Origin of the sequence: Maricaulis sp. (genome assembly GCF_030149425.1) — a bacterium.
Lineage (GTDB): Bacteria > Pseudomonadota > Alphaproteobacteria > Caulobacterales > Maricaulaceae > Maricaulis.
In genome coordinates this window covers 1-21,123 of sequence record NZ_JASBRQ010000007.1, presented here as the reverse complement: position 1 = coordinate 21,123, position 21,123 = coordinate 1, and the positions used below count along the sequence as shown (strand labels likewise).

Below are 21,123 nucleotides of genomic sequence, written 5' to 3'. Positions count from 1 at the left end.
GGCGAAATGGATCGGCGTCGTCCCCCCGCTTGCGGATCCGACCCAGAAGTCGCGCCGGATTGATCCCCTCCCGGCGCTGCGCTGGAAAACTGGTGCATGGCATTGCGCCCGGCCTTCTCCCCCCTCAAGGCCGGGCGCTTTATTTTTTGCGATCAATTTTTGTCCTGATCAGCGCAGCAAGCTGTGCAGACCGGCTTGCGCTCGCTAAATAAGCGCCATGGATTTCGATCATGACGATAAAGAGCCGGATTATCCGCGCCTCCTGGAAGAAATACCGCTGCTCTACCGGGTGCGGGCTTTCGCCGACAGTCTCAACGCCAATACCTGGTTTTCCCGTCTGGGTGAGCCGCTCGATGAGCGCGAACAGCATCTGGCGCGGATTTACCTGGACGGGCTCGGCTTCCCCGAAGCCGAACCGGCCGTCCTGACCGGCTGGGAGGAAGCCGCCGGCGCGGCCGAAACCCTCGATCGAGACCCGATGGCTTGGGAAGCCGAGGAAATGCTGCGCACCAGCCTCGCGGCCCAGGCACTGGAGCGGCTCGACGAACAAGCCGTAGCGACAGCGCTGGCCATGGTAGCCCAGAAGACCGGCGATACCGCCCGCGATGCCGTCGAGGATGCAGCCGCCCTGGCTGATGTCGGCGATCTCGACCTGGTTCACGCCGCAGCCGGTGCCCTGGCCCAGGCCGCCAATGGGGCTGCCCTCGTGGTCATGGCGGAGGCGGAAAATGATGATGACCCGCATCCCTTCCTGGCTCGCTGGCGCCTGTTTGCACGGGGCCGCTGGCCGGTCGGTCTGGCCGGGTCGACTTTCAACATCCTTTGACCATGCGTGTCCGGCTCAAGATCTGCTGTATCAAATCGGCTGAAGAAGCGCGTCTGGCGAGCGCCGCCGGTGCCGATGCCTTGGGCCTGGTCGGTCCCATGCCGTCAGGACCGGGTACGATCAGCTATGAGCAGGCCCGCCATATTGCCCGGACCGTCGCCCCACCGGTTTCGCGCTGGCTCTTGTCCAGCGAAACAAGTGCGGCAGGTCTCATTGATGCGGCCGACCAGGCTGGCGTCGACACGCTGCAGATCGTTCGCCATCTCGATCCGCAGATACTGGAAGAGCTGGCCGGGCGACGCCCGCATCTGCGCCGGGTGCAGGTCATCCATGTCGAAGACGAGGGGGCTCTGTCCCTGATCGGCGCGTATGAGGCCGTCACGGATGCTTTCCTGCTCGACAGCGGCAAACCCGGCGCGGCCACCGAGACCCTTGGCGGCACCGGCGACACCCATGACTGGGAGATCAGCGCCCGCTTCGTGGCGGCGACGCAGCGCCCGGTCATGCTGGCCGGCGGGCTCAATGCCAGCAATATCGCGGACGCCGTGCGCACGGTCCGCCCCTATGGCATTGATCTGTGCTCGAGTGTTCGCAGTGGCGACGAATTGGACGAGAACAAGCTAACCGCCTTCATCAGTGCCCTGCGCCAGGCCGAACAGGATTTGTCATGACCGCATTTTCCCTTGCCAGCTGGAATATCAACTCCGTCCGCCTGCGTGCACCGCTCGTCGCGGAATGGGTCAAGCTGGCCAATCCTGACGTGCTCTGCCTGCAGGAGATCAAGTGCCAGAACCATGAATTCCCGGAAGCCGCCTTCCGGGAGATGGGTTTTTCCCATTTCCATGTTCGCGGCCAGAAGGGCATGCACGGCGTCGCCATTGCCTCCAAGCTGCCGCTCGACGATCTTGGTGATGAGGGCCTTTGCCCGCGCGAGGAAGCCCGGCATCAGCGCGTCGGCGTCGCCGGCGTCGAGCTGCACAATTTCTACATTCCTGCCGGCGGTGACGAGCCCAATGTGGAAACCAATCCGCGCTTTGCCCACAAGATGGAATTTCTCGACCGCCTTGAGCGTTATTTCGGCGACCGCCGGGCCGAAAATGCGCCGCTGGTCCTGGTCGGCGATTTCAACATCGCGCCCTATGAGCATGATGTCTGGTCACACAAGCAATTGCTCAAAGTGGTCAGCCACACGCCGGTGGAAACCGAGGCGCTGGAGCGTATCCGTCAGGCCGGCGAGTTCTCCGATCTCGCCCGTGAAGTCGTCCCGATGGATGAGAAAGTCTACACTTGGTGGAGCTATCGCGCCCGGGATTGGCGCAAGGCCAATCGCGGCCGCCGCCTCGACCATATCTGGGCCGCACCGAGCGTGAAGGACCGCGCCCTGGCTTCAGGCCGCGACGGGTTCAAGGTGTGGGAAGATCTGCGCGGCTATGAAAAACCGTCCGACCATGCACCGGTCGTGATGCAGTTCGGCGCCGGCTAGGCGCTAGCGAAAGCGTTCCTGGAACGTCTCCCCGTCGCGCTCATTGAGCGGCATGCCGCTAGGGTCTAGCTGGACAGACGGTAACCGCCGCTCTCGGTCACCAGGAGCCGGGCATGGGCCGGATCCGGCTCTATCTTCTGGCGCAGGCGGTAGATATGGGTCTCCAGCGTATGCGTGGTGACCGCCGGATTATAGCCCCAGACCTCGTGCAACAGCTCGTCACGCGGGACCGGTTTGCCACCGGCCCGGTAGAGGTATTTGAGAATATTGGTCTCTTTCTCGGTCAGACGGACTTTCTTTTCGTCACCGGTGAGCAAGAGCTTCATCGCCGGGCGGAATTCATAGGGCCCGACCTGGAAGACCGCATCCTCGCTTTGCTCATGGCTGCGCAAATGGGCGCGAACCCGCGCCAAAAGAACGGAGAATTTGAACGGCTTGGTGACATAATCATTGGCACCCGATTCCAGCCCCAGGATCTGGTCGGCATCGGTATCCTGACCGGTCAGCATGACGATCGGCGAGGTCACACCATTCTTGCGCATCAGACGGCAGGCCTCTCGGCCATCCATATCCGGCAATTCGACATCGAGCAGCACGAGGTCAGCGCGCTCTTCTTTTGCCCGGGCAATACCGCCACCGGCGGTATCGGCTTCTATGGTGCGAAACTCCTCATGCAGGGCAAATTGCTCGGCAAGGGCCTCACGAAGGTCGTCGTCATCATCGATGATCAGGATGGTTTTCTGTGCGCTCATAATTCGATCATGCCCATTTCGCGCGGCAAGGCAATTCCTGCCGCGCGGCAAGACTTGCCCGGCAGGAATTGCCGCTATGCGCCGCGAGTCCCTCAATTAAGCTTCTGATTCTTGGTCTGAATCTTGCTTTTACCATATCAGCGTCCCAGCTGGGACGAATCTTCCGTGGTGGGGGAGGCGTTGAGGATAACCAGCCGTCAGGCCAGGTCACGTCCCGCGCCGACCACCGCTGGACCAGCGATTTAACGCTCTGAATTTCTTGTGCAACTGACGCTTATCTAACACCCGCCCACGATCGCGTGAGCGCGGCGTCAGACGATGGTGTCACGAGCCCCGAAAACGCCCGTCCCGACACGGACCGAGCTCGCCCCCAGCGCAATGGCGGTTTCATAATCGGCGCTCATACCCATGGAGAGTTTCTCCAGGCCATGCTCACGGGCGAGCTTGGCCAGAAGCGCGAAATGCAGACCAGCGGGTTCCTCGACCGGGGGAATACACATCAAACCCTCAAAATCGAGCCCCAGCCCGTCTCGGGCCTCAGCCAGAAAATCCGCCAACTCCTCCGGCAAGAGGCCAGCCTTTTGCGGCTCGGCACCGGTATTGATCTGGATATAGAGCCGGGTCTTCTTGCCCTGGGCCCGCATCTCCTTGGCCAGGATCCGCGCCAGCTTCAGACGATCAACGGTCTCGATAACGTCGAACAAGGCAATAGCGTCGGCCGCTTTATTGGTCTGCAGCGGCCCGATCAGACGTAATTCCAGATCCGGATACTGATCCCGGCGATGCGACCAGTGCGCCTGCGCTTCCTGCACCCGGTTCTCGCCAAACAGGCGATGACCGGCTGCCAGTGCGGCATCGATACGGGCTTCGGGCTGGCGCTTGGAGACAGCAACCAGTGCGACGGCATCATCGCTGCGTCCGCATGCTTGTGCCGCCTTGCCAATCCGGTTCAGGATCGTCTCGAGATTTCCGGCAATATCGGGATGTTCGCTCATGCCTTCGCCGTATCGCGGCCCCTCCGGTTTGACAAGCCTGCCTGAGCTCTGGGCCTTTACCGACCCGCAGCGCACGCCGGATCTTGCTGCCCTGGCCGCATCCCTGCCGGCCGGTACGGGTCTGGTCTACCGCCATTTCGGACGCCCGGAACGCTTCGCCGAGGCCGCAATGCTGGCCGGGTTGGCGCGCCGGAATGACCTTATCCTTCTCATTGGGGCCGATCCGGGTCTGGCTGAAACAAGCGGCGCTGATGGCGTGCACTGGCCGGAACGGCTTTTGCCACAGGCCGCGCGCTGGCGCCTGAAACGCCCCGGCGTGTTGATGACCGCCGCAGCGCATTCCCGGCGCGCTCTGGTACAAGCCCGGCAATCGGGTATGGACGCGGCCTTCCTCTCCCCGGTCCTGCCATCGCGAAGTCCCAGTGCCACGCATCCGCTCGGCCTATGGCGGGCAGCGGCAATCGCCCGCAGCAGCGCTCTGCCAGTCTTTGGACTGGGTGGTCTGGACATGAAAAAGGCCAAGCGTCTGAAACGGCTTGGCCTGGCGGGCGTGGCGATGATTGACGGCTGGCTGGGCGCCTAGAAACGCAGGGCCGACTCGAACTTGATTTCCGGCGCCCGCTCTTCTGCTTCGCGCATCATCAGGAGGTCATCTTCCGGCGCGGTAAAGCGCAGCTCGGTACCGAGACGGAAACGGTCGCCGAGATTGACGAAGGCACCGGCGCTGACATCGTCCAGCTCCAGCGGGCTGTGCTCATCATCGCGCAGACCGAATTGGAAGCTCCAATCACCCAGTTCGAGATCCACCGTCGGCACATCTTCAAGAGAATTCGGACGGGTTTCATTGAGCGAATTGGTCAGGCTGTCATACCAAGGCGCATCGGCATCGAGGATCGGCTGGTCGAGAATGGACAGATCGATATCATCGTCCTGCGCCATGGCCGGAGCGCAGACGAGCGTCAACGCGGTCAGTGCAACAGCACTGCGCGTCAGCCAACGGGTCTGCGATTTGCCGGAACGGCGCGTCATCTCTCTCACTCCCTCGCACCCTGTTATATACGCGCGAGCGCGAGCGGCGGAAGATATTTTATCCACAGGTGCCGCAGATTCCCGGACCCTGTTGCCAAATTATCAGTATCGCCATCCCAGCTCGATGAAGAGGGCGGTTTCATCCTCGCCCAAGCCGCGCCGGCCTGCCGGCTCAATCACCGCGGCGGAGCGCTCGGAAAACTGTAGTCCGGCGCCGGCAACCCAATGATCTCCAATGAGTTTTGAGGTGCTCATCTGCCAGCTTTCACCGGAGGCGTGGACCAGGTCGTCGCTGAAATTGGCCCACTCGAGCGTGGTCAGCCAGTCGCCGGCCTCATAGCCGGCAGAAACGGCGAGCGCTTCATAATTGCCGTCAGCGGACAGGGCCTGGTTGGATCGGTACCAGCGCGCACCGGCGCGCCAGCGTCCAGACTGCCAGCTCAACCCGGCATCCTCCGCCCTCAGGGCATCAATTCCGGCATGCCCTGACGCGTCCGATCCACGCGATACACCGGCGCTGAAAGCGAAATCATGGTCCCCGCGGCGCAGCGCGTAGTGCAATCCGGCCTCAATCACGTCCTCAACCGGCGGCGTCACCGGATCTATGGAGCCGAAATCGCCGGCACAATGATCGACACCGCACATATCGATCTCCGGGGTAAAGGAGATCGATGCCCGGAACGTCCCGATCGTGCGCAACTGCCCCAGCGCGATGGAGCGGAAGACGAGTTTGGGGTCAAAACCGGAGCTCAGATTGCGGGTTCGTGCTGCCGACAGACCGGTGAGGTCGACGCGGCCACCATCGGCACGGGATAGACGGAACGCCGTCGGTCCGCGCACGGCATCAATATCGGCAGCGCCCGGTCCAGCACCCAATCGCCACTCACCCCAGCCCGAATGCACGTAGACATAGCCCGCTTCCAGTGCGGAAACGGCACCGCGATCACTCGCATCGCCCTCGGAAAACAGCCCGGAAGCGGTCCCGCGCAGCGCCCGGTCAACACCATCAATCTGCAAATTGGCGCAATCCGCGATACCCGCCGGGCAGTCGCCAAGCCGGTTGCCCCAGGCTTCACGGCCACTATCGCGCTCTATCCGGCCGCCCAGGACCAGGCCGAAACGGCGACCGTTTTCGGTAAGCATCTCAACGCTCCAGCGCGCTTCCAGGTCGGCCAGCACATCGCTGTCGCCACCCTCGCGCACGAGCGCAACCAGACCGGCATCGAGCTCCAGACGCGTTTCCGCCTCGGACCAGATCGAAGAAGATGTTTGAGAGAATGCCGACGGGGCCGTGAGAAGGACGGACGCAGCAGCGAAATATGTCGCGCTAATTGTCCGAACCATAACTCGCGGCCCCGCCGATCGGCCCCGTCCCCCCGGACGTCGCACCTTACAGGAGTTTAGCTCGGGCCGCGGGTCAAGCGCATGATCCCCGCCAAGGCCGTCTTCCTTCAAAGCTGTTGCAGACTTGTCACGGTTGCAACGGGTGCCTTTCTGCGCTGGCGCGCAAAAAATGCCGTGCTATACAAGCACCTCGAAACGGCCGGGCAACCATGTTGTCTGTTGCCACCACGTGTTACTGCCGTCTTGTATCGAAGGAGTCACGGCACATGTTCGACCGTAAGATCGCTATTGCGCTGCTGTCCGCTGCCCTTATTACGCTTCCCGCCTGTTCGACGCGGGGCGGCGATTCCGCAGCGCCTGCGGCCGAGGAATCCTCCGGCTTCCGTCTCCTTCCCTCGCTGCCCAATCCGCTGCGTCGTGGCAATGATATCGATGTCGAAGGCATTGGCGTGAACAGCTATCTGTGGCGCGCAAGCCTGGATACGATTTCCTTTATGCCCCTGTCCGAGGTTGACCCGTTTGGCGGCGTCATCATCACCGACTGGTATGCCAATCCCGACATGACGACCGAGCGCTTCAAGCTCACCGTCTATATTCTTGATACGCGACTTCGGGCCGACGCCCTCGCGGTCAATGTCTTCCGCCAAGTGCGCGAAGAGAACGGGACCTGGATCGATGCTCAAGCGAGCACCGACACCGCTTATGAAATCGAAAACGCCATCCTGACCCGGGCCCGCCAGCTGCGCATCTCGCAACTGGACGACTAGTCCCGGTCCACGCCGAGGACGCGGCCCTGCGCCGCGAACCAGACATATGAGCCGATATAATCCGCGCGAAGCCGAACCGAAGTGGCAGTCGGCTTGGACGGACAAGGAGTCGTTCAAGACCCGTCGCGAAGACGGGTCGGACGACAAGCCTAAATACTACGTCCTGGAGATGTTCCCCTATCCTTCCGGGCGCATCCATGTCGGACACTCCCGCAATTACACCATGGGCGATGTTGTCGCGCGCTATAAAAGAGCGCGCGGTTTCAACGTCTTGCATCCTATGGGTTGGGACGCGTTCGGACTTCCGGCGGAAAATGCGGCGCGCGAGCGCGGCGTGCATCCGGGTGCCTGGACCTATGAGAATATCGACGCCATGCGCGGCCAGTTGCAGCGGCTCGGCCTGGCGCTGGACTGGACCCGCGAGTTCGCCACCTGCGACCCGTCCTATTACCGCCACCAACAAGCGCTGTTCCTGAAACTGTTCGAGCGTGATCTGGTCTATCGCAAGACCGCCAAGGTCAATTGGGACCCGGTGGATCAGACGGTCCTGGCCAATGAACAGGTCATCGATGGCCGCGGCTGGCGTTCCGGCGCCCTGGTTGTCCAGCGTGAGCTGGATCAGTGGTTCCTGAAAATCACCGAATATGCCGATCAGCTCACTGACGGGCTGGACAGTCTGGATCGCTGGCCGGACAAGGTCCGCACCATGCAGGCCAACTGGATCGGCCGCTCCCGCGGTGCCGAGGTCCGCTTCCCGCTGACTGATGACGAGATCGCGGCCGAGTTCGGCGCCACGATTGACGTCTTCACCACCCGTCCGGACACGCTTTATGGCGCGTCCTTCCTCGCCCTTGCTCCCGATCATCCGATCGTCAAGAAGCTGGCTGAGGAGCATCCCGATATTGATCGCTTCATGCATGATTGTGCCCGGATGGGCACGTCGGAGGAAGAGATCGAGAAGGCCCCCAAACGCGGTATCGACCTGGGCATCAAGGTCCGCCATCCGTTTGATCCGTCTTGGGAATTGCCGGTCTGGGCGGCGAATTTCGTGCTCTCCTCCTACGGCACGGGCGCGATTTTCGGCTCGCCAGCGGGAGATCAGCGCGATCTCGACTTCGCCAATAAATACGATCTGCCGGTCAATCCGGTGGTGCTGCCGCCCAATGCCGATGCGGCCACGCACACCATCACCGACGAGGCCTATACCGGCCCGGGTACGATCTATAACTCCAAATTCCTCGACGGCCTGTCCACGGTCGACGCCATTGAGCGTGCCATCGAGGAGCTTGAAAAACGCGAGCTCGGCGAGGGCGCGACGACCTATCGTTTGCGCGACTGGCTGGTCTCGCGTCAGCGCTATTGGGGCTGCCCGATTCCGGTCATTCACTGCGATGATTGCGGGATTGTCGGCGTTCCCGAGGACCAGCTTCCGGTCAAACTGCCGGAAGATGTGACCTTTGATCACCCGTCCAACCCGCTCGAACGTCATCCGACCTGGAAGAACACGACCTGCCCGAAATGCGGCAAGCCGGCCACGCGTGAGACCGACACGCTGGACACCTTTGTCTGTTCGTCCTGGTACTTCCTGCGCTTTGCCTCGCCGTTTGACGAGTCCACGCCCTTCCTGCCGGATGACATCAATTACTGGCTGCCTGTCGACCAGTATGTCGGCGGTATCGAGCACGCCATTTTGCACCTGCTTTACGCCCGCTTTGTCACGCGTGCCCTCAATGATGCCGGGCTGATGAATATGGCGGAGGGCGAGCCCTTCGCGGGCCTCTTCACCCAGGGCATGGTCACGCACGAAACCTATAAATCGGATGATGGCCGCTGGCTGTTACCCACCGAGGTTGAACGCCAGGGCGACCAACACATCGAGATCGCCAATGGTGGACCGGTGACGGTCGGCTCGATCGAGAAAATGTCCAAGTCCAAGAAGAATGTCGTCGACCTCGACGCCTTCATCGAGGATTACGGTGCGGATGCGGCGCGCTGGTTCGTATTGTCCGACAGTCCGCCCGAGCGTGATGTCGAATACACCGATAGCGGTGTGGAAGGCGTCTGGCGCTTCATCCAGCGTTTATGGACGACAATTACCGACCTGCCTGAGGGCGCTCCTGGTCCGATGACAGTGGCCAGCGACGCGACCGGTGACGCGCTGGAAGCGCGAAAAGCCGCGCACAAGGCAGCCGATGCGGTTACCGATGCGATCGAGGGCTTCCGCTTCAACTCCGCGGTCGCTCAGATTCACGACCTCGTCAACGCGCTGCGCAAGTTCAAGGCGGATGACGACGCGAGCCTGGCGGCTCGTGCCGAAAGCCTGGGCATACTGGTTCGCCTGATCGCCCCCTTCATTCCGCACCTGGCCGAGGAAGCCTGGGAGAAACTGGGTGGAGACGGCCTCGTTCTCGATGCAGCCTGGCCAGATGCTGATCCTGCATTGCTCGTTGAAGACAGCGTGCTCATGCCGATCCAGGTTAATGGCAAGAAGCGGGGCGAGCTGACCATTGCCCGCGGCAGCGACCAGGACAGCGTAAAAACCGCCGCCTTGGCCGATCAGGGGGTGGCGCGGACGCTGGAAGGCCTTACGATACGCAAAGTGATCGTCGTGCCCGACAGGATCGTCAATATCGTTGCGAGTTAAGCCATGCGCACCAGCAAGACTGCTTCCATTCTGTTGACCAGCCTGGTCTGTCTTGCGCTGAGCGCATGTGGTTTCTCGCCCATGTATGGCTCGGGCAGCGCGGCGCATAACCTGTCCGATATCATCGTCCAGACGGGCGAAGAACGGGTGGATTTCTACCTTCAAGAAGCCCTGCTCGATGAAATGGGTGCGCGCAATGCCCGTGGCCCGATGCGCCTGGTCACCCGGACAGAGACCAACCGCGTAGGCCTCGGCATTAGTGCTGACGCCGTCGCTGTGCGTTTTGCCGTCGAGGTGCGCGTTCAGTACGCCATCATGGAGGCAGGCAATAGCGATCCGATCATGCGCGGTAATGTGAGCGCCCAAGCGTCTTACAATGTGGCCAGCGAGGTCTATTCCTCGGTTGCCGCCCAGGAAGATGCTGAGATCCGCGCCGCGCAAATGGCGGCAGAGCGTATCGTGCTCGAGCTGGCCCGCGCCTCGCTGACAGCCAGCGATACGCCACAGTGAAGATCGCGCCGCGCGATGCTGATGCCGCCGTCCGCCAGCCGGACGCCAATCTTCAGGCATACCTGATCTTCGGACCCGATCGTGGCCTGGCCAAGGAGCGCGCAGACAGTCTCGCAAAAGTCCTGCTCAGCGACCCGGACGACCCTTTTGCCCTGACAGTCCTGACCGAGGAAGACCTCAAGGCTGACGGCGCGGCTCTGGCCGACGCCATGTCGGCCATGTCGCTGACCGGCGGAGAACGCCTCGTACGCGTGCGCCTGAACGGTGAAACAGGGTCAGGACCGGTGCTGGAGGTGCTTGCCGGCATCGAGGCCGGAGAAGGACGAGCGGAAGCCAAGCTGATCGTGGAAAGCGGTGATCTCACCCCACGCGGCAAATTGCGCAAAGCTTTCGAGCCCGCGCGCAAGGCAGCCGCCATCGCCTGCTATGCTGATAATCTGCAATCGCTTGGATCACTGGTTGATCAAATGCTGGGTGAGGAGGGCTTGCGGTTGAACAGTGATGCCCGCGCGGCCTGGCTGCCTCGGCTTGAAGGCGACCGGGCTTTGGCGCGCGGCGAGATTGAGAAGATCATTCTGTTTAAAGGCCTGCGCGCTCAGCGAGCTGAGGGCGAGGACGAGATTGATCTGGCGGATATTGAGGCCGTCGCAGCCGATCACGGTGATAGCGCCCTCGATGGTGTCATTGCTCCACTCTTCGATGGCGATGTCACCGGGCTCGATAAAGCCATGACGCGTGCGGTCAGCAGTGGCATATCGCCGGTTGCAATTTTGAGGGCCATGCAGCGCCGTTTGGATCAATTCGGTGTCGCGCACGCAGCGGGTGGAAATGATGCCGCGATTGCCCGTTCGGGCGCGCCTCGTTTTGGTCCGCAAGCCGCTCAATTTAAAAGACAAATGGGATTTTGGCAGGGCCGGCGCCTGGACGCTGCCCGGCAGTTGGCCTTCGATTTGGAGCGTGATTTGAAGCGCTCTGGGAGCCCCTCAGAGGCGCTTATCGGGGAGTTGGCCCTTCGATTGGCCCGTGGCGCCGCGAGAGCGCGACGCTAATTCCTCGATTTCAGCCCTGGCCACTCAACCGGCGGCACACATCGTCCAGTTGTTCCAATGTCTGGTAGTGAACCCGGATTTCACCGCCCTTGGCACCATGACGGATGTCGATGGACAATCCGAGACGCGCCGCGATGTCTGCCTCGAGCGCCCGCGTGTCGGCGTCCTTGCCATTGGATGTTGCCGGCGCCTTCCCGGAAGCAGATGAAGTCGTCTCTCCGGACTTGGCGAGTTTTTCCGCTTCCCGGACAGAGAGCCCGCGCGCAACGATATTATCGGCCAGGACGGCGGCATTGGGTGCCGTTGCGATCGCCCGGGCATGACCAGCCGAGAGCCGGCCTTCGGCGAGATGAGAGAGGACACTTTCCGGCAGAGCCAGAAGGCGCATCATATTGGCGACATGGCTCCGGCTCTTGGAGACAGCCTTGGCGACCTCATCCTGGGTATGACCGAAGCGCTCGACTAGTTGCTTATAGGCCTGGGCCTCCTCCACCGGGTTGAGGTCTGCCCGCTGGACATTCTCGACTATGCCGATTTCCAGGGTTTCCCGGTCTGTCAGCTCGCGCACGAGGGCGGGAACCTCGTGTAGTCGCGCTCGCTGTGCAGCCCGCCAACGGCGCTCACCGGCAACGATTTCATAGCGCTCGCCCTCAAGCGGACGCACCAGGATCGGCTGGACAATCCCCTTATCGGCAATGGACTCCGCGAGAGCGTCCAGTTCGGCTTCAGTCATCGTCTTACGCGGCTGGTCCGGATTGGGCTGGATCAGCTCGATAGGCAGGGTCGACACGCCACTGCGGGGCGCGGCATTTTCCTCTGCCGCCGCAGCCGGCGCATAGTCTTCCGTATCCGTTTCGCCAAGCAGGGCAGAAAGGCCCCGTCCCAGTCTTTTGTTCTTTTCAGACGGACTCATGCCGCTTCACCTTCTTTGAGCGCCTTGCGCTTTCTTTCCTGACGGACAACCTCTTTGGCCAGGGACACATAGGCTTTAGACCCGGCGCAATTGAGATCGTAGAGCAGGACCGGCTTGCCCACTGAGGGCGCCTCAGACACACGCACATTGCGCGGGATCACGGTCTTGTAGACCTTGTCACCGAAGTGCTCGCGCACATCCGCCTCGACCTCGGCAGAGAGATTATTGCGGCCGTCATACATGGTCAGAACCACACCCTGGATATCCAACGTGCCGTTAAGGTGGCCGCGTACACGCTCCACCGTCTTGAGCAATTGCGTCAGCCCCTCAAGAGCGAAGAATTCGCACTGCAGTGGTACCAGGATGGAATCCGCCGCGGTCAGAGCATTGACCGTAAGAACGTTGAGAGATGGCGGACAATCGATGAGGACGTAATCGATCCTGTCACGCGCGGCATCCGCGACATAAGCCTCGATCGCGCGCTTCAGCTTGTAGGAGCGGCGATTATCATTGGCCAGCTCGAGCTCGGCTCCTGACAAAAGCACGTCAGAGGGAATAATCGAAAGACCGGGCACAACTGTCGGCGTGATCGCCGCCTGCATGCTCTCTTCTCCGACCAGAAGGTCAAAAGCCGTCACCGAACGCTCTGCCGGCGGCACGCCCAGACCCGTCGAGGCATTGCCCTGCGGGTCGAGGTCGATGATCACCACCTTCTGCTTGATGGCGGCGAGCGCGGTGCCCAGATTGATCGCTGTCGTGGTCTTGCCGACGCCACCCTTCTGGTTGGCAACGGCGATTATTCTCGGGGCGCCGGAGCGCGCGGCCTCATTTGACACGCTGAACCTCATCGATCCGCAGGATCACCCCATCGCTGGTACGACTGGGTATGACTTCGGCTTCAAATGTCCAGTTTTTACGGGCCTCGGTCAATTCATCCTGGTAGTTCCGGCCCTTCAAGAACAGGCCGGAAGCCCCGTTTTTCAACAAGGGTGCCGCGTAATCCAATAATTTATGAAGCGGGGCGAAGGCCCGGGCGGTGACCAGATCGAAGCTTTCGGCCGGATCCAGCGTCTCGACTCGAATCGCCTTGGCTTCAGCTGGCGCACCGGTCTCCATGATAACCTTGCGTACGAAGGCCATTTTCTTGCCGACGCTGTCGACCAGCGTCACCCTTGCGTCCTGTCCACGATCGCGAAACCCCAGCGCGATGGCGAGGCCCGGAAAACCCGCGCCCGCACCCAGATCCGCGACCCGCTTCACCTCCGGGCCGATCAGATCCATGAGCTGGTAGCTATCATCGGCGTGTCGGGTCCAGAAATCGTCCAGGGTCGAGCGACCCACCAGGTTCGTATGGGCGCTGGTTTCGACCAGAAGCGCACGCCAGGTGTCGAAAGCCTCCAGTGTTTCACGTGAAACACCGGTGCGCTGGGCGAACTCGTCTCGCGTCATTAGCTGGCGTCTTTCTGCTTGCGTTTGAGATGAGCCAGGACTGCGGTCAACGCACCTGGTGTGACACCCTCGATCCGCGAGGCCTGGCCGAGTGTCTCCGGCCGCGCGCGCTCCAGCTTTTCCCGGGCTTCGTTCGACAGACCGCCGACAGCGGCAAAGTCAAACCCGGCTGGAATGCGGACCGCCTCGTCCCGGCGAAAGGCCAGGATATCGGCCTGCTGACGATCAAGATAGCCGGAATAGAGGGCATCAATCTCGATCTGCTCAACGATCTCCGGGGAGAATTCGCCGAGCTCCGGCCAAACCGAGACGATCATCGCCCAGTCCACATCAGGGTAGGCCAGGAGGTCAAAGACCGTGCGGCGCTTGCCATCCGCATTGACGGACATACCGGCTTTCTTGGCCTCCGGTGGCGTCAGCGACCGGGCCTTCGCCATATCCCGGGCCCGAGCCAATTCGGACATCTTGGCCTCGAACCGTTCGATCCGGGACGGACCGGCAAAACCGAGTTCTATCGCCTTTGAGGTCAGGCGCTGGTCCGCATTATCGGCCCGCAGCATCAACCGGTATTCCGCACGCGATGTGAACATACGATAGGGCTCGGTGACCCCACGCGTGATCAGATCATCGATCATCACACCGATATAAGCCTCGGAACGTGACAGGATGAGTGGTTCTTTGTCCTGTGCGGCAAAGGCTGCATTGAGACCGGCCATCAGGCCCTGGGCCGCGGCTTCTTCATAGCCGGTTGTTCCATTGATCTGTCCCGCCAGCCAGAGCCCCGCCGCCTTGCGCAATTGCAGGGTCGCGTCGAGCTCACGCGGATCGACATAATCATACTCAATGGCATAGCCGTATCGGACGACCTCGACATTCGCCAAGCCCGGAATGGTCCGCAAAAACGCGTCCTGGACATCGTCCGGAAGCGAGGAGGAAATACCGTTCGGATAGACCGTGTCATCATCGAGACCTTCCGGCTCCAGGAAGATCTGATGGCTGGTCCGGTCGGCAAAACGCACGACCTTGTCCTCAATCGAGGGACAATAGCGCGGCCCGCGGCCCGCAATGGCGCCACTGTAAACCGCCGACTGATCGATATTCTCCGCGATGATCCTGTGCGTCTCTTCCGTCGTCCGGGAGATCCCGCATTCAATCTGCGGCACGGTTATGCTGTCAGTAAGAAAAGAGAAGGGGACGGGCTCGGCGTCCGCCGGCTGCATCTCCAGCTCATCCCAGGCGATCGAGGATTTCTTCAGGCGCGCCGGTGTTCCGGTTTTCAAACGCCCCATCTCCAGGCCGAGCCCGTAGAGCGTGTCGGACAGTCCGATGGACGGGGCCTCATCGACACGACCAGCGGGGATACGTTCATGACCCCTGTGGATCATGCCCTTCAGGAAGGTGCCGGTTGTCAGAACGACGCCATGCGCCCGGAAGCTTCGGCCGTCGCCGCACACGGCACCCTTGCAAACCCCGTCTTCGAAAATCAGGTCTTCAACCGCTCCTGCCTCGATGGTCAGGTTCTTCGTCCCGGACAGTTCCGCCTGCATGGCCTCCCGGTAAAGCTTCCGGTCCGATTGGGTCCTGGGGCCCCGGACCGCGGGACCCTTCGAGCGGTTGAGCATGCGGAACTGGATACCGGATGCATCCGAGATACGGCCCATAATCCCATCTAGCGCATCGATCTCACGAACAAGGTGACCCTTGCCCAAGCCACCAATCGCGGGGTTGCAGGACATCTCCCCGATGGTTTCCAGCTTGTGGGTCAGGAGCAGGGTACGCGCACCGGCGCGCGCTGACGCTGCCGCCGCTTCACACCCGGCGTGACCTCCACCGATGACAATGACGTCCCAATCAACCGACATGGGGTGATCATACCTGTTCTAGTGCTGCAAAAGAGGCGCTGGATATAAGGTGCGGACGACCCGGAGTCGAGACCAACCGGCCCGTGTTTCACGTGAAACACGCCGGAGGGTGAAGCCTGTCTTATTTGCCGATGCAGAATTGGCTAAAGACCCGGTCCAGCACGTCTTCCACATCCACCCGTCCCGTAAGGCTCTCTAGCGACCGGATCGCCAGACGGATATCCTCGCCAGCCAGTTCCGGCGCATCCGCGAGCTGGCCCAGTGCCCGCGCCAAGGCTTCGGACGCCACTTCCACATTCTTGCGATGCCGGGCCCGCGACAAAGCCGGAAGTTCACGCGCCGAAAGACGTTCCTGTACGATGGCCTCGATCCGGGCCTCCAATTCGTCCACACCTTCGCCGGATTTGGCGCTCAGCGGGTAGGCTCCGCTCGCAGACGCTCCGGGCGCCAGGTCCGTCTTGTTGAGGACGAGAAGATCGTCTTCCTTGAGACGACCCTGGAGATCGGCCAATTCTTCATCGGAGCGAGCATCGACCACACCAATACGAAGGTCTGCCTGAACAGCCCGGTCCAGCGCGCGTTTGACGCCCTCCGCTTCAACCGCATCAACCGCCTCACGCAGACCGGCGGTGTCAGAGATGATCACCGGATAGCCGCCCATGGTCACACGGACCTCGATGATATCGCGGGTTGTCCCGGGGATATCTGTGACAATGGCGGCATCCCGCCCGGCCAGCCGGTTTAGCAAGCTGGACTTGCCAGCATTGGGTGCGCCGATCAGCGCGATGGTGAAACCCGTTCGGATTCTTTCGCCCCGCCGGCCATCATCAAGATGCTCGCGCATGGACGCGATCAGGATCACCAAGGGTTCGAACGCCCGATGGGAGAGCGCATCGGGAACATCTCCCTCATCAGGAAAATCGATCTCCCCCTCGACCGAGGCCAGAATCCCGATCAGAGCCTCGCGCCATTCCTCATAGAGATTGCGCAGGGCGCCGGTCATCTGTGCGAGGGCCTGCCGGCGCTGACCTTCCGTCTCCGCCTCGATCAGATCGGCCAGGCCTTCCGCTTCGGTCAGATCGATACGGTCATTCTCGAAAGCGCGCCGGGTGAACTCTCCCGCCTCCGCCGGAACCAGGCCGAGTGTCTCCAGGGTTTCAAAGGCCGTTTCGATGACCGCGAGACCGCCATGCACATGCAGCTCCGCACAATCCTCGCCAGTGAAACTGCCCGGTCCGGGGAACCACAGTACGAGGGCCTCATCGAAGATCTCGCCGTCAGAATTCTGCAAACGGCGCAAGCCGGCCAGGCGCGGCGCAGGTCGCCGTCCGGCCGTCAGCACATCAAGTGCATCACCCGCCTTGGGCCCCGACAGGCGAATAATCGCCACACCAGCCCGGCCCGGGGCGGTCGATAGTGCATAAATTGTTGTTTCCACGACCTATTTATCGCTCTTCGGCGCGCCCGCACTGGCCGCCTGTTGCATGAAACTCATGAAGTTATCGGTCATCTGGCCGCCGAAGGCCGTCCATTGGCGCATCAAGGCTTCCGGCTCAAGCGAGTCCATATTAGCTTCCATCCGACGCACCATTTCCTCGACCATCCGGTCGTTCAGAACGGAAACATCAGGCAGCCCCAGAAAGGCGCGCGCTTCCACCGGCGTGCATTCGATATCGATCGTAACCTTCATGACGGCCTCGCTGTTTCGCTTCAGGGTATACGCTATCAATAGGAGCACGCCATGTCCGGTCAAGATATTCAGATTTCAGGCCCCGACGGAGATTTCTCCGGCTATCTCGCCTTGCCCGAGCAAACACCGGCTCCAGCCGTCGTGCTGCTGCAGGAAATCTTTGGCGTCAACGCCGACATGCGCGCCAAGTGCGATGCCCTGGCGAAAGAAGGCTATGTCGCTTTCTGTCCGGATCTGTTCTGGCGCATCGAACCCGGCATTCAACTGACCGACAAGACCGAGGCGGAATGGGCGCGGGCCTTCGAACTGTTCAATGCCTTCAATGTCGATAACGGGATGAAGGATATCGCCGCATCCATCGAAGCCATCCGCAGCCACGAAGCCTGTTCCGGCAAGGTCGGTACAATCGGCTACTGTCTGGGTGGCCAGCTGGCCTATCTGTCGGCAACACGGACAGGCTCGGATGCCTCGGTCGGATATTACGGCGTCGCCATTGCGACCAAGCTCGAGGAAGCCAAGTCCATCAGCAAACCGCTGATGCTGCATATCGCCGGCAAGGACGAGTTCGTTCCGGCAGATCAACAGGCCGCCATGCATGATGGTCTCGACGATCATCCGATGACCGAACTGCATGACTATCCGGATATGGATCATGCTTTCGCCCGCACGGACGGCACACACTATGACCATGATAATGCTGTGCTGGCCGATGGCCGGACCATGACCTTCCTGGCCCAGCATCTACGCTTCTGAGCGCAACCAGCGATACAGCCATCCAGCTTGGCTCCGGCCCCGCGCATGCTAAGCTTCGCGGGCTCGGGCTTGAATTCACTGTCTATCCTGACACGACGTAGAGAGCGTTTTCGTGGCCATAATTGATTCGACCCTGCTGCCGCACCTGCCGCGGTTCAAAGCCGACCGGTCCTTATTGCTAACCACCGCGACCATTTGGGCAACCATGGTCGTGCTGTTCTCCATATCCGGATATATCGACGGCCAGCGTGCCGGCGAAGGGCTGCCCTATTGGGTCTATCTGCGCGGCTGGGGGCTCGGCTTCCTGCCCTGGCTCTTCATGATGCCGGTCGTCTATCTCTACGGCGCACGCGATACCAATCGCGGCCTGTTTCCGACCGTCGCAACTGCAGCGCTCGCGGCAGCGATCACCCTGCCGATTTCCGGACTGTTCAACGGTATCCTGCTCTCGATCGGCAATGAGCGGTCTATTCTCGATGTCTGGAGCACATGGACCCTGACCAGCTGGCTGTGGGATGGCGTGCTGCTTGTCGCGACCTATCTGGCTGGCCGCCAGATGCGGCCACGACCGGAATTTGATCCCCACCTGCCGATGGAGGCCGCACCCTCGATCGCCGTCCGATCAACCAGCGGCACCGAGTTTATCCCGCTCACCGATATCCAGGGCGCTACCGCCCAGGGCAATTACATCGCCCTGCGTCTGGCCGGCCGCGAAGTCCTGCATCGCGCCACAATGTCGTCCTTGAGTGAAAAACTGGCGGAAAGCGGATTTGTCCGCGTCCACCGCTCGCACCTGGTCAATCCGGCCTATATCGCCGGGACGAAATCACGCGGCGACCGGGTCCGGGAGATAGAGCTCACCAATGGCAGCCGCATCCCGGTTTCCGATCGCTATGCACTGGATATCAATGACCGGCTGCAAAGCCGGATCGTCGACTAGCCGGTCGCCTTCTTCCAGCTGTCACGGCTGGTAATGCGCTTGAAATAGGCTTTGACGTTTTCCGGCGCCCCATCGAACTGTTTGATGAGTTTGAGCAGGTAGAGCATGTAGACGACCGAAATATCCGCCGCGGTAAACCGGTTGCCGGCGAGGTATTCACGGCCATCATCCAACCCGTTTTCACCCAGGACAGACAGGGTCTTGTCGACTTCCCCCCGGGCCCATTTCGCCGTGCCCGGATTGCGCTGATCTTCCGGCAGCATGAATGTGTGCGCCAGGAGCAAGGAAACCGGGATGGTCATGCCACCCTCGCCGAAATGCAGCCATTGCAGATAACGGCCATAATCGGCTTCATCCGGCTTCACCTCCAGATCAGACGGCCCATAACGTCCCAGAATATATTGCAAAATGGCGTTGCTCTCGAAGATCGCATCATCGCCATCACGCAGCGCCGGGATTTTACCGAGCGGGTGATATTTCTTGTAGGCTTCGAGCTTCTCGCCCGTCTCGTGATAGGGCGCGGCCTCAACCGCATGCTCCAGACCCATTTCATCAAGCAGCATCAGGACCCGGATCGAGCGGGTATGCGGGGCGTGGAAGAGGGAAAGATCGGGAGCGTCGGTCATGTTGTATCCGTTCGTGAAAACTGTGGCGCGATCCAAGCGCGGGACGGCGGCAAAAGCCAGACCTGATCGACATACGAAAACGGCGGCCCGATGGACCGCCGCTTCATTCATGGACCCGGGAGAAACCCCTAGGTGTTCATGGAGTCGAAGAACTCATCATTGGTCTTGGTCTGGCGCAGCTTGTCGAGCAGGAACTCGATCGCGTCCTGGGCGCCCATCGGGTTGAGGATGCGGCGCAGGACATACATTTTCTGCAGCTGGCCACGATCCACCAGGAGCTCTTCCTTACGCGTACCCGACTTGAGAATATCGATCGCCGGGAAGACGCGCTTGTCAGCCACCTTGCGGTCGAGGACGACCTCGGAGTTACCCGTTCCCTTGAATTCCTCGAAGATGACTTCGTCCATGCGCGAACCAGTGTCGATCAGCGCGGTGGCGATAATGGTCAGCGAGCCGCCATTCTCGATATTCCGCGCGGCACCGAAGAAACGCTTGGGGCGCTGCAGGGCATTGGCGTCGACACCACCAGTCAGAACCTTGCCCGAGGACGGCACCACGGTGTTGTAGGCGCGGCCCAAGCGGGTGATGGAGTCCAGCAGGATCACAACATCACGGCCGTGTTCGACCAGGCGCTTGGCTTTCTCAATCACCATTTCCGCGACCTGGACGTGGCGCGTGGCCGGCTCGTCGAAGGTCGAGGAGATGACCTCACCCTTCACCGTACGCTGCATGTCGGTCACTTCCTCCGGACGCTCATCGATGAGCAGGACCATGAGGTAGCAATCAGGGTGATTGGTCTCGATTGCGTGGGCGATATTCTGCAGCAGAACCGTTTTACCGGTCCGCGGCGGCGCCACGATCAGGCCACGCTGGCCCTTGCCGAGCGGTGAGACGATATCGATGACCCGACCGGAGCGATCCTTAACTGTCGGATCGGCTTGCTCCATGACGAAGCGGCTTTCGGGATAAAGCGGCGTCAGATTGTCGAAATGGACTTTGTGGCGGGCTTTTTCCGGCTCCTGGAAATTGATCGAATTGACCTTCAGGAGGGCGAAATACCGTTCGCCGTCGCGCGGGCTGCGGATTTCACCTTCCACCGTGTCGCCGGTGCGCAGACCGAATTTGCGGATCTGGGTCGGCGAGACATAGATGTCGTCCGGACCGGCTAGATAGTTGGATTCCGGAGAGCGCAGGAAACCGAAACCATCCTGAAGCACTTCCAGGACGCCGCCGCCATGGATCTCGAGGTCGCGTTCGGCGCAAGCCTTGAGGATGGCGAACATCATGCCCTGTTTTCGCAGGGAAGAAGCGTTCTCGATCTCGAGGGCCTCGGCCATTTCGAGAAGCTCGGTGGGTTTCTTTTCCTTCAGATCCTGAAGGGTGAGGCGCTGCAGGCCTTCAAACAGGGCAGGCAGGGAAGCGGTTTCTTCGGTCATGATCAATCAACGCATGGAGAAACGGGGCCGACCCCGGACGAGGTCCATTGGGGTG

General features: G+C 61.3%; 22 protein-coding genes. 10 read left to right on the top strand and 12 right to left on the bottom strand.

Annotation, left to right across the window (positions count from 1 at the left end; translation table 11 throughout):
• Positions 1-217 precede the first annotated feature (217 nt).
• The 3 genes from Q1V57_RS01565 to xth are packed head-to-tail and all read left to right on the top strand — an operon-like array spanning position 218 to position 2,309.
• The gene (locus Q1V57_RS01565) at positions 218-826 is read left to right on the top strand and encodes a hypothetical protein (protein ID WP_300527107.1); all 609 of its coding nucleotides are present in this window, start codon (positions 218-220) and stop codon (positions 824-826) included.
• Between the two features lie 2 nt (positions 827-828).
• Positions 829-1,497, top strand: a complete 669-nt coding sequence (locus Q1V57_RS01560) for a phosphoribosylanthranilate isomerase (RefSeq protein WP_300527105.1) — start codon at positions 829-831, stop codon at positions 1,495-1,497.
• Positions 1,494-2,309, top strand: a complete 816-nt coding sequence (gene xth, locus Q1V57_RS01555) for an exodeoxyribonuclease III (protein ID WP_300527103.1) — start codon at positions 1,494-1,496, stop codon at positions 2,307-2,309. The genes Q1V57_RS01560 and xth overlap by 4 nt, the downstream gene beginning before the upstream one ends.
• 65 nt (positions 2,310-2,374) lie before the next feature.
• Here xth and Q1V57_RS01550 read toward each other — a convergent pair whose 3' ends face one another.
• Both Q1V57_RS01550 and Q1V57_RS01545 read right to left on the bottom strand, forming a co-directional pair.
• Positions 2,375-3,061 (bottom strand): response regulator transcription factor, encoded by a 687-nt coding sequence (locus Q1V57_RS01550; protein ID WP_300527101.1) that lies wholly within the window; start codon positions 3,059-3,061, stop codon positions 2,375-2,377.
• A 311-nt stretch (positions 3,062-3,372) separates the two neighbouring features.
• Positions 3,373-4,056, bottom strand: coding sequence for a YggS family pyridoxal phosphate-dependent enzyme (locus tag Q1V57_RS01545; protein ID WP_300527100.1), 684 nt, complete (start codon positions 4,054-4,056; stop codon positions 3,373-3,375).
• Between Q1V57_RS01545 and Q1V57_RS01540 the strand changes: the two genes are divergently transcribed.
• The gene (locus tag Q1V57_RS01540) at positions 4,055-4,639 is read left to right on the top strand and encodes a thiamine phosphate synthase (protein WP_300527099.1); all 585 of its coding nucleotides are present in this window, start codon (positions 4,055-4,057) and stop codon (positions 4,637-4,639) included. The two genes, Q1V57_RS01545 and Q1V57_RS01540, sit on opposite strands and share 2 nt — an antisense overlap.
• On the opposite strand, the gene Q1V57_RS01535 is transcribed toward Q1V57_RS01540, so the two are convergent.
• Together Q1V57_RS01535 and Q1V57_RS01530 are read right to left on the bottom strand one after the other, a co-directional pair.
• Positions 4,636-5,085 (bottom strand): NtrZ family periplasmic regulatory protein, encoded by a 450-nt coding sequence (locus tag Q1V57_RS01535; RefSeq protein ID WP_300527098.1) that lies wholly within the window; start codon positions 5,083-5,085, stop codon positions 4,636-4,638. The genes Q1V57_RS01540 and Q1V57_RS01535 overlap by 4 nt on opposite strands.
• Before the next feature lie 102 nt (positions 5,086-5,187).
• Positions 5,188-6,429, bottom strand: a complete 1,242-nt coding sequence (locus Q1V57_RS01530) for a hypothetical protein (protein WP_300527097.1) — start codon at positions 6,427-6,429, stop codon at positions 5,188-5,190.
• 266 nt (positions 6,430-6,695) lie between these two features.
• Here Q1V57_RS01530 and Q1V57_RS01525 point away from each other — a divergent pair, with 266 nt between their 5' ends.
• From Q1V57_RS01525 to holA, 4 genes are read left to right on the top strand one after another with little or no spacing between them, the layout of a single operon-like run.
• The gene (locus Q1V57_RS01525) at positions 6,696-7,196 is read left to right on the top strand and encodes a DUF3576 domain-containing protein (RefSeq protein ID WP_300527095.1); all 501 of its coding nucleotides are present in this window, start codon (positions 6,696-6,698) and stop codon (positions 7,194-7,196) included.
• A gap of 46 nt (positions 7,197-7,242) precedes the next feature.
• Positions 7,243-9,840: a leucine--tRNA ligase gene (gene leuS / locus Q1V57_RS01520; protein WP_300527093.1), complete on the top strand. Its 2,598-nt coding sequence runs from the start codon at positions 7,243-7,245 to the stop codon at positions 9,838-9,840.
• Between the two features lie 3 nt (positions 9,841-9,843).
• Positions 9,844-10,350: an LPS assembly lipoprotein LptE gene (lptE, locus tag Q1V57_RS01515; protein ID WP_300527091.1), complete on the top strand. Its 507-nt coding sequence runs from the start codon at positions 9,844-9,846 to the stop codon at positions 10,348-10,350.
• Positions 10,347-11,399: a DNA polymerase III subunit delta gene (gene holA / locus Q1V57_RS01510; protein ID WP_300527090.1), complete on the top strand. Its 1,053-nt coding sequence runs from the start codon at positions 10,347-10,349 to the stop codon at positions 11,397-11,399. Before lptE ends, holA begins: the two co-directional genes overlap by 4 nt.
• Positions 11,400-11,409: 10 nt before the next feature.
• Here the strand turns inward: holA and Q1V57_RS01505 are convergent, their stop codons facing one another.
• From Q1V57_RS01505 to Q1V57_RS01480, 6 genes are all read right to left on the bottom strand, one after another.
• The gene (locus Q1V57_RS01505; RefSeq protein WP_300527089.1) at positions 11,410-12,312 is read right to left on the bottom strand and encodes a ParB/RepB/Spo0J family partition protein; all 903 of its coding nucleotides are present in this window, start codon (positions 12,310-12,312) and stop codon (positions 11,410-11,412) included.
• Positions 12,309-13,160, bottom strand: a complete 852-nt coding sequence (locus Q1V57_RS01500) for a ParA family protein (RefSeq protein ID WP_300527087.1) — start codon at positions 13,158-13,160, stop codon at positions 12,309-12,311. Before Q1V57_RS01500 ends, Q1V57_RS01505 begins: the two co-directional genes overlap by 4 nt.
• Entirely contained in the window at positions 13,138-13,761 is a 624-nt protein-coding gene (rsmG, locus tag Q1V57_RS01495; RefSeq protein WP_300527086.1) for a 16S rRNA (guanine(527)-N(7))-methyltransferase RsmG, read from the bottom strand. The genes Q1V57_RS01500 and rsmG overlap by 23 nt, the downstream gene beginning before the upstream one ends.
• Positions 13,761-15,623 carry a tRNA uridine-5-carboxymethylaminomethyl(34) synthesis enzyme MnmG gene (gene mnmG, locus Q1V57_RS01490; protein WP_300527084.1) on the bottom strand — a complete coding sequence of 621 codons (1,863 nt, stop codon included), beginning with the start codon at positions 15,621-15,623 and terminating at the stop codon, positions 13,761-13,763. The genes rsmG and mnmG overlap by 1 nt, the downstream gene beginning before the upstream one ends.
• A 121-nt stretch (positions 15,624-15,744) precedes the next feature.
• Complete coding sequence (gene mnmE, locus Q1V57_RS01485; RefSeq protein ID WP_300527083.1) at positions 15,745-17,061, bottom strand: tRNA uridine-5-carboxymethylaminomethyl(34) synthesis GTPase MnmE; 1,317 nt, start codon at positions 17,059-17,061, stop codon at positions 15,745-15,747.
• Between the two features lie 3 nt (positions 17,062-17,064).
• On the bottom strand, positions 17,065-17,313 hold the full coding sequence (locus Q1V57_RS01480; protein WP_300527082.1) for a DUF6489 family protein: 249 nt from the start codon (positions 17,311-17,313) through the stop codon (positions 17,065-17,067).
• 51 nt (positions 17,314-17,364) lie between these two features.
• Here Q1V57_RS01480 and Q1V57_RS01475 point away from each other — a divergent pair, with 51 nt between their 5' ends.
• Positions 17,365-18,066 (top strand): dienelactone hydrolase family protein, encoded by a 702-nt coding sequence (locus tag Q1V57_RS01475; RefSeq protein WP_300527080.1) that lies wholly within the window; start codon positions 17,365-17,367, stop codon positions 18,064-18,066.
• 112 nt (positions 18,067-18,178) lie between these two features.
• Positions 18,179-19,006, top strand: a complete 828-nt coding sequence (locus Q1V57_RS01470; RefSeq protein ID WP_300527079.1) for a LytTR family DNA-binding domain-containing protein — start codon at positions 18,179-18,181, stop codon at positions 19,004-19,006.
• Here Q1V57_RS01470 and Q1V57_RS01465 read toward each other — a convergent pair.
• Together Q1V57_RS01465 and rho are read right to left on the bottom strand one after the other, a co-directional pair.
• The gene (locus tag Q1V57_RS01465; protein WP_300527077.1) at positions 19,003-19,632 is read right to left on the bottom strand and encodes a glutathione S-transferase family protein; all 630 of its coding nucleotides are present in this window, start codon (positions 19,630-19,632) and stop codon (positions 19,003-19,005) included. The genes Q1V57_RS01470 and Q1V57_RS01465 overlap by 4 nt on opposite strands.
• 128 nt (positions 19,633-19,760) lie before the next feature.
• Complete coding sequence (rho, locus tag Q1V57_RS01460; RefSeq protein ID WP_300527076.1) at positions 19,761-21,068, bottom strand: transcription termination factor Rho; 1,308 nt, start codon at positions 21,066-21,068, stop codon at positions 19,761-19,763.
• Between the last annotated feature and the right edge of the window lie 55 nt (positions 21,069-21,123).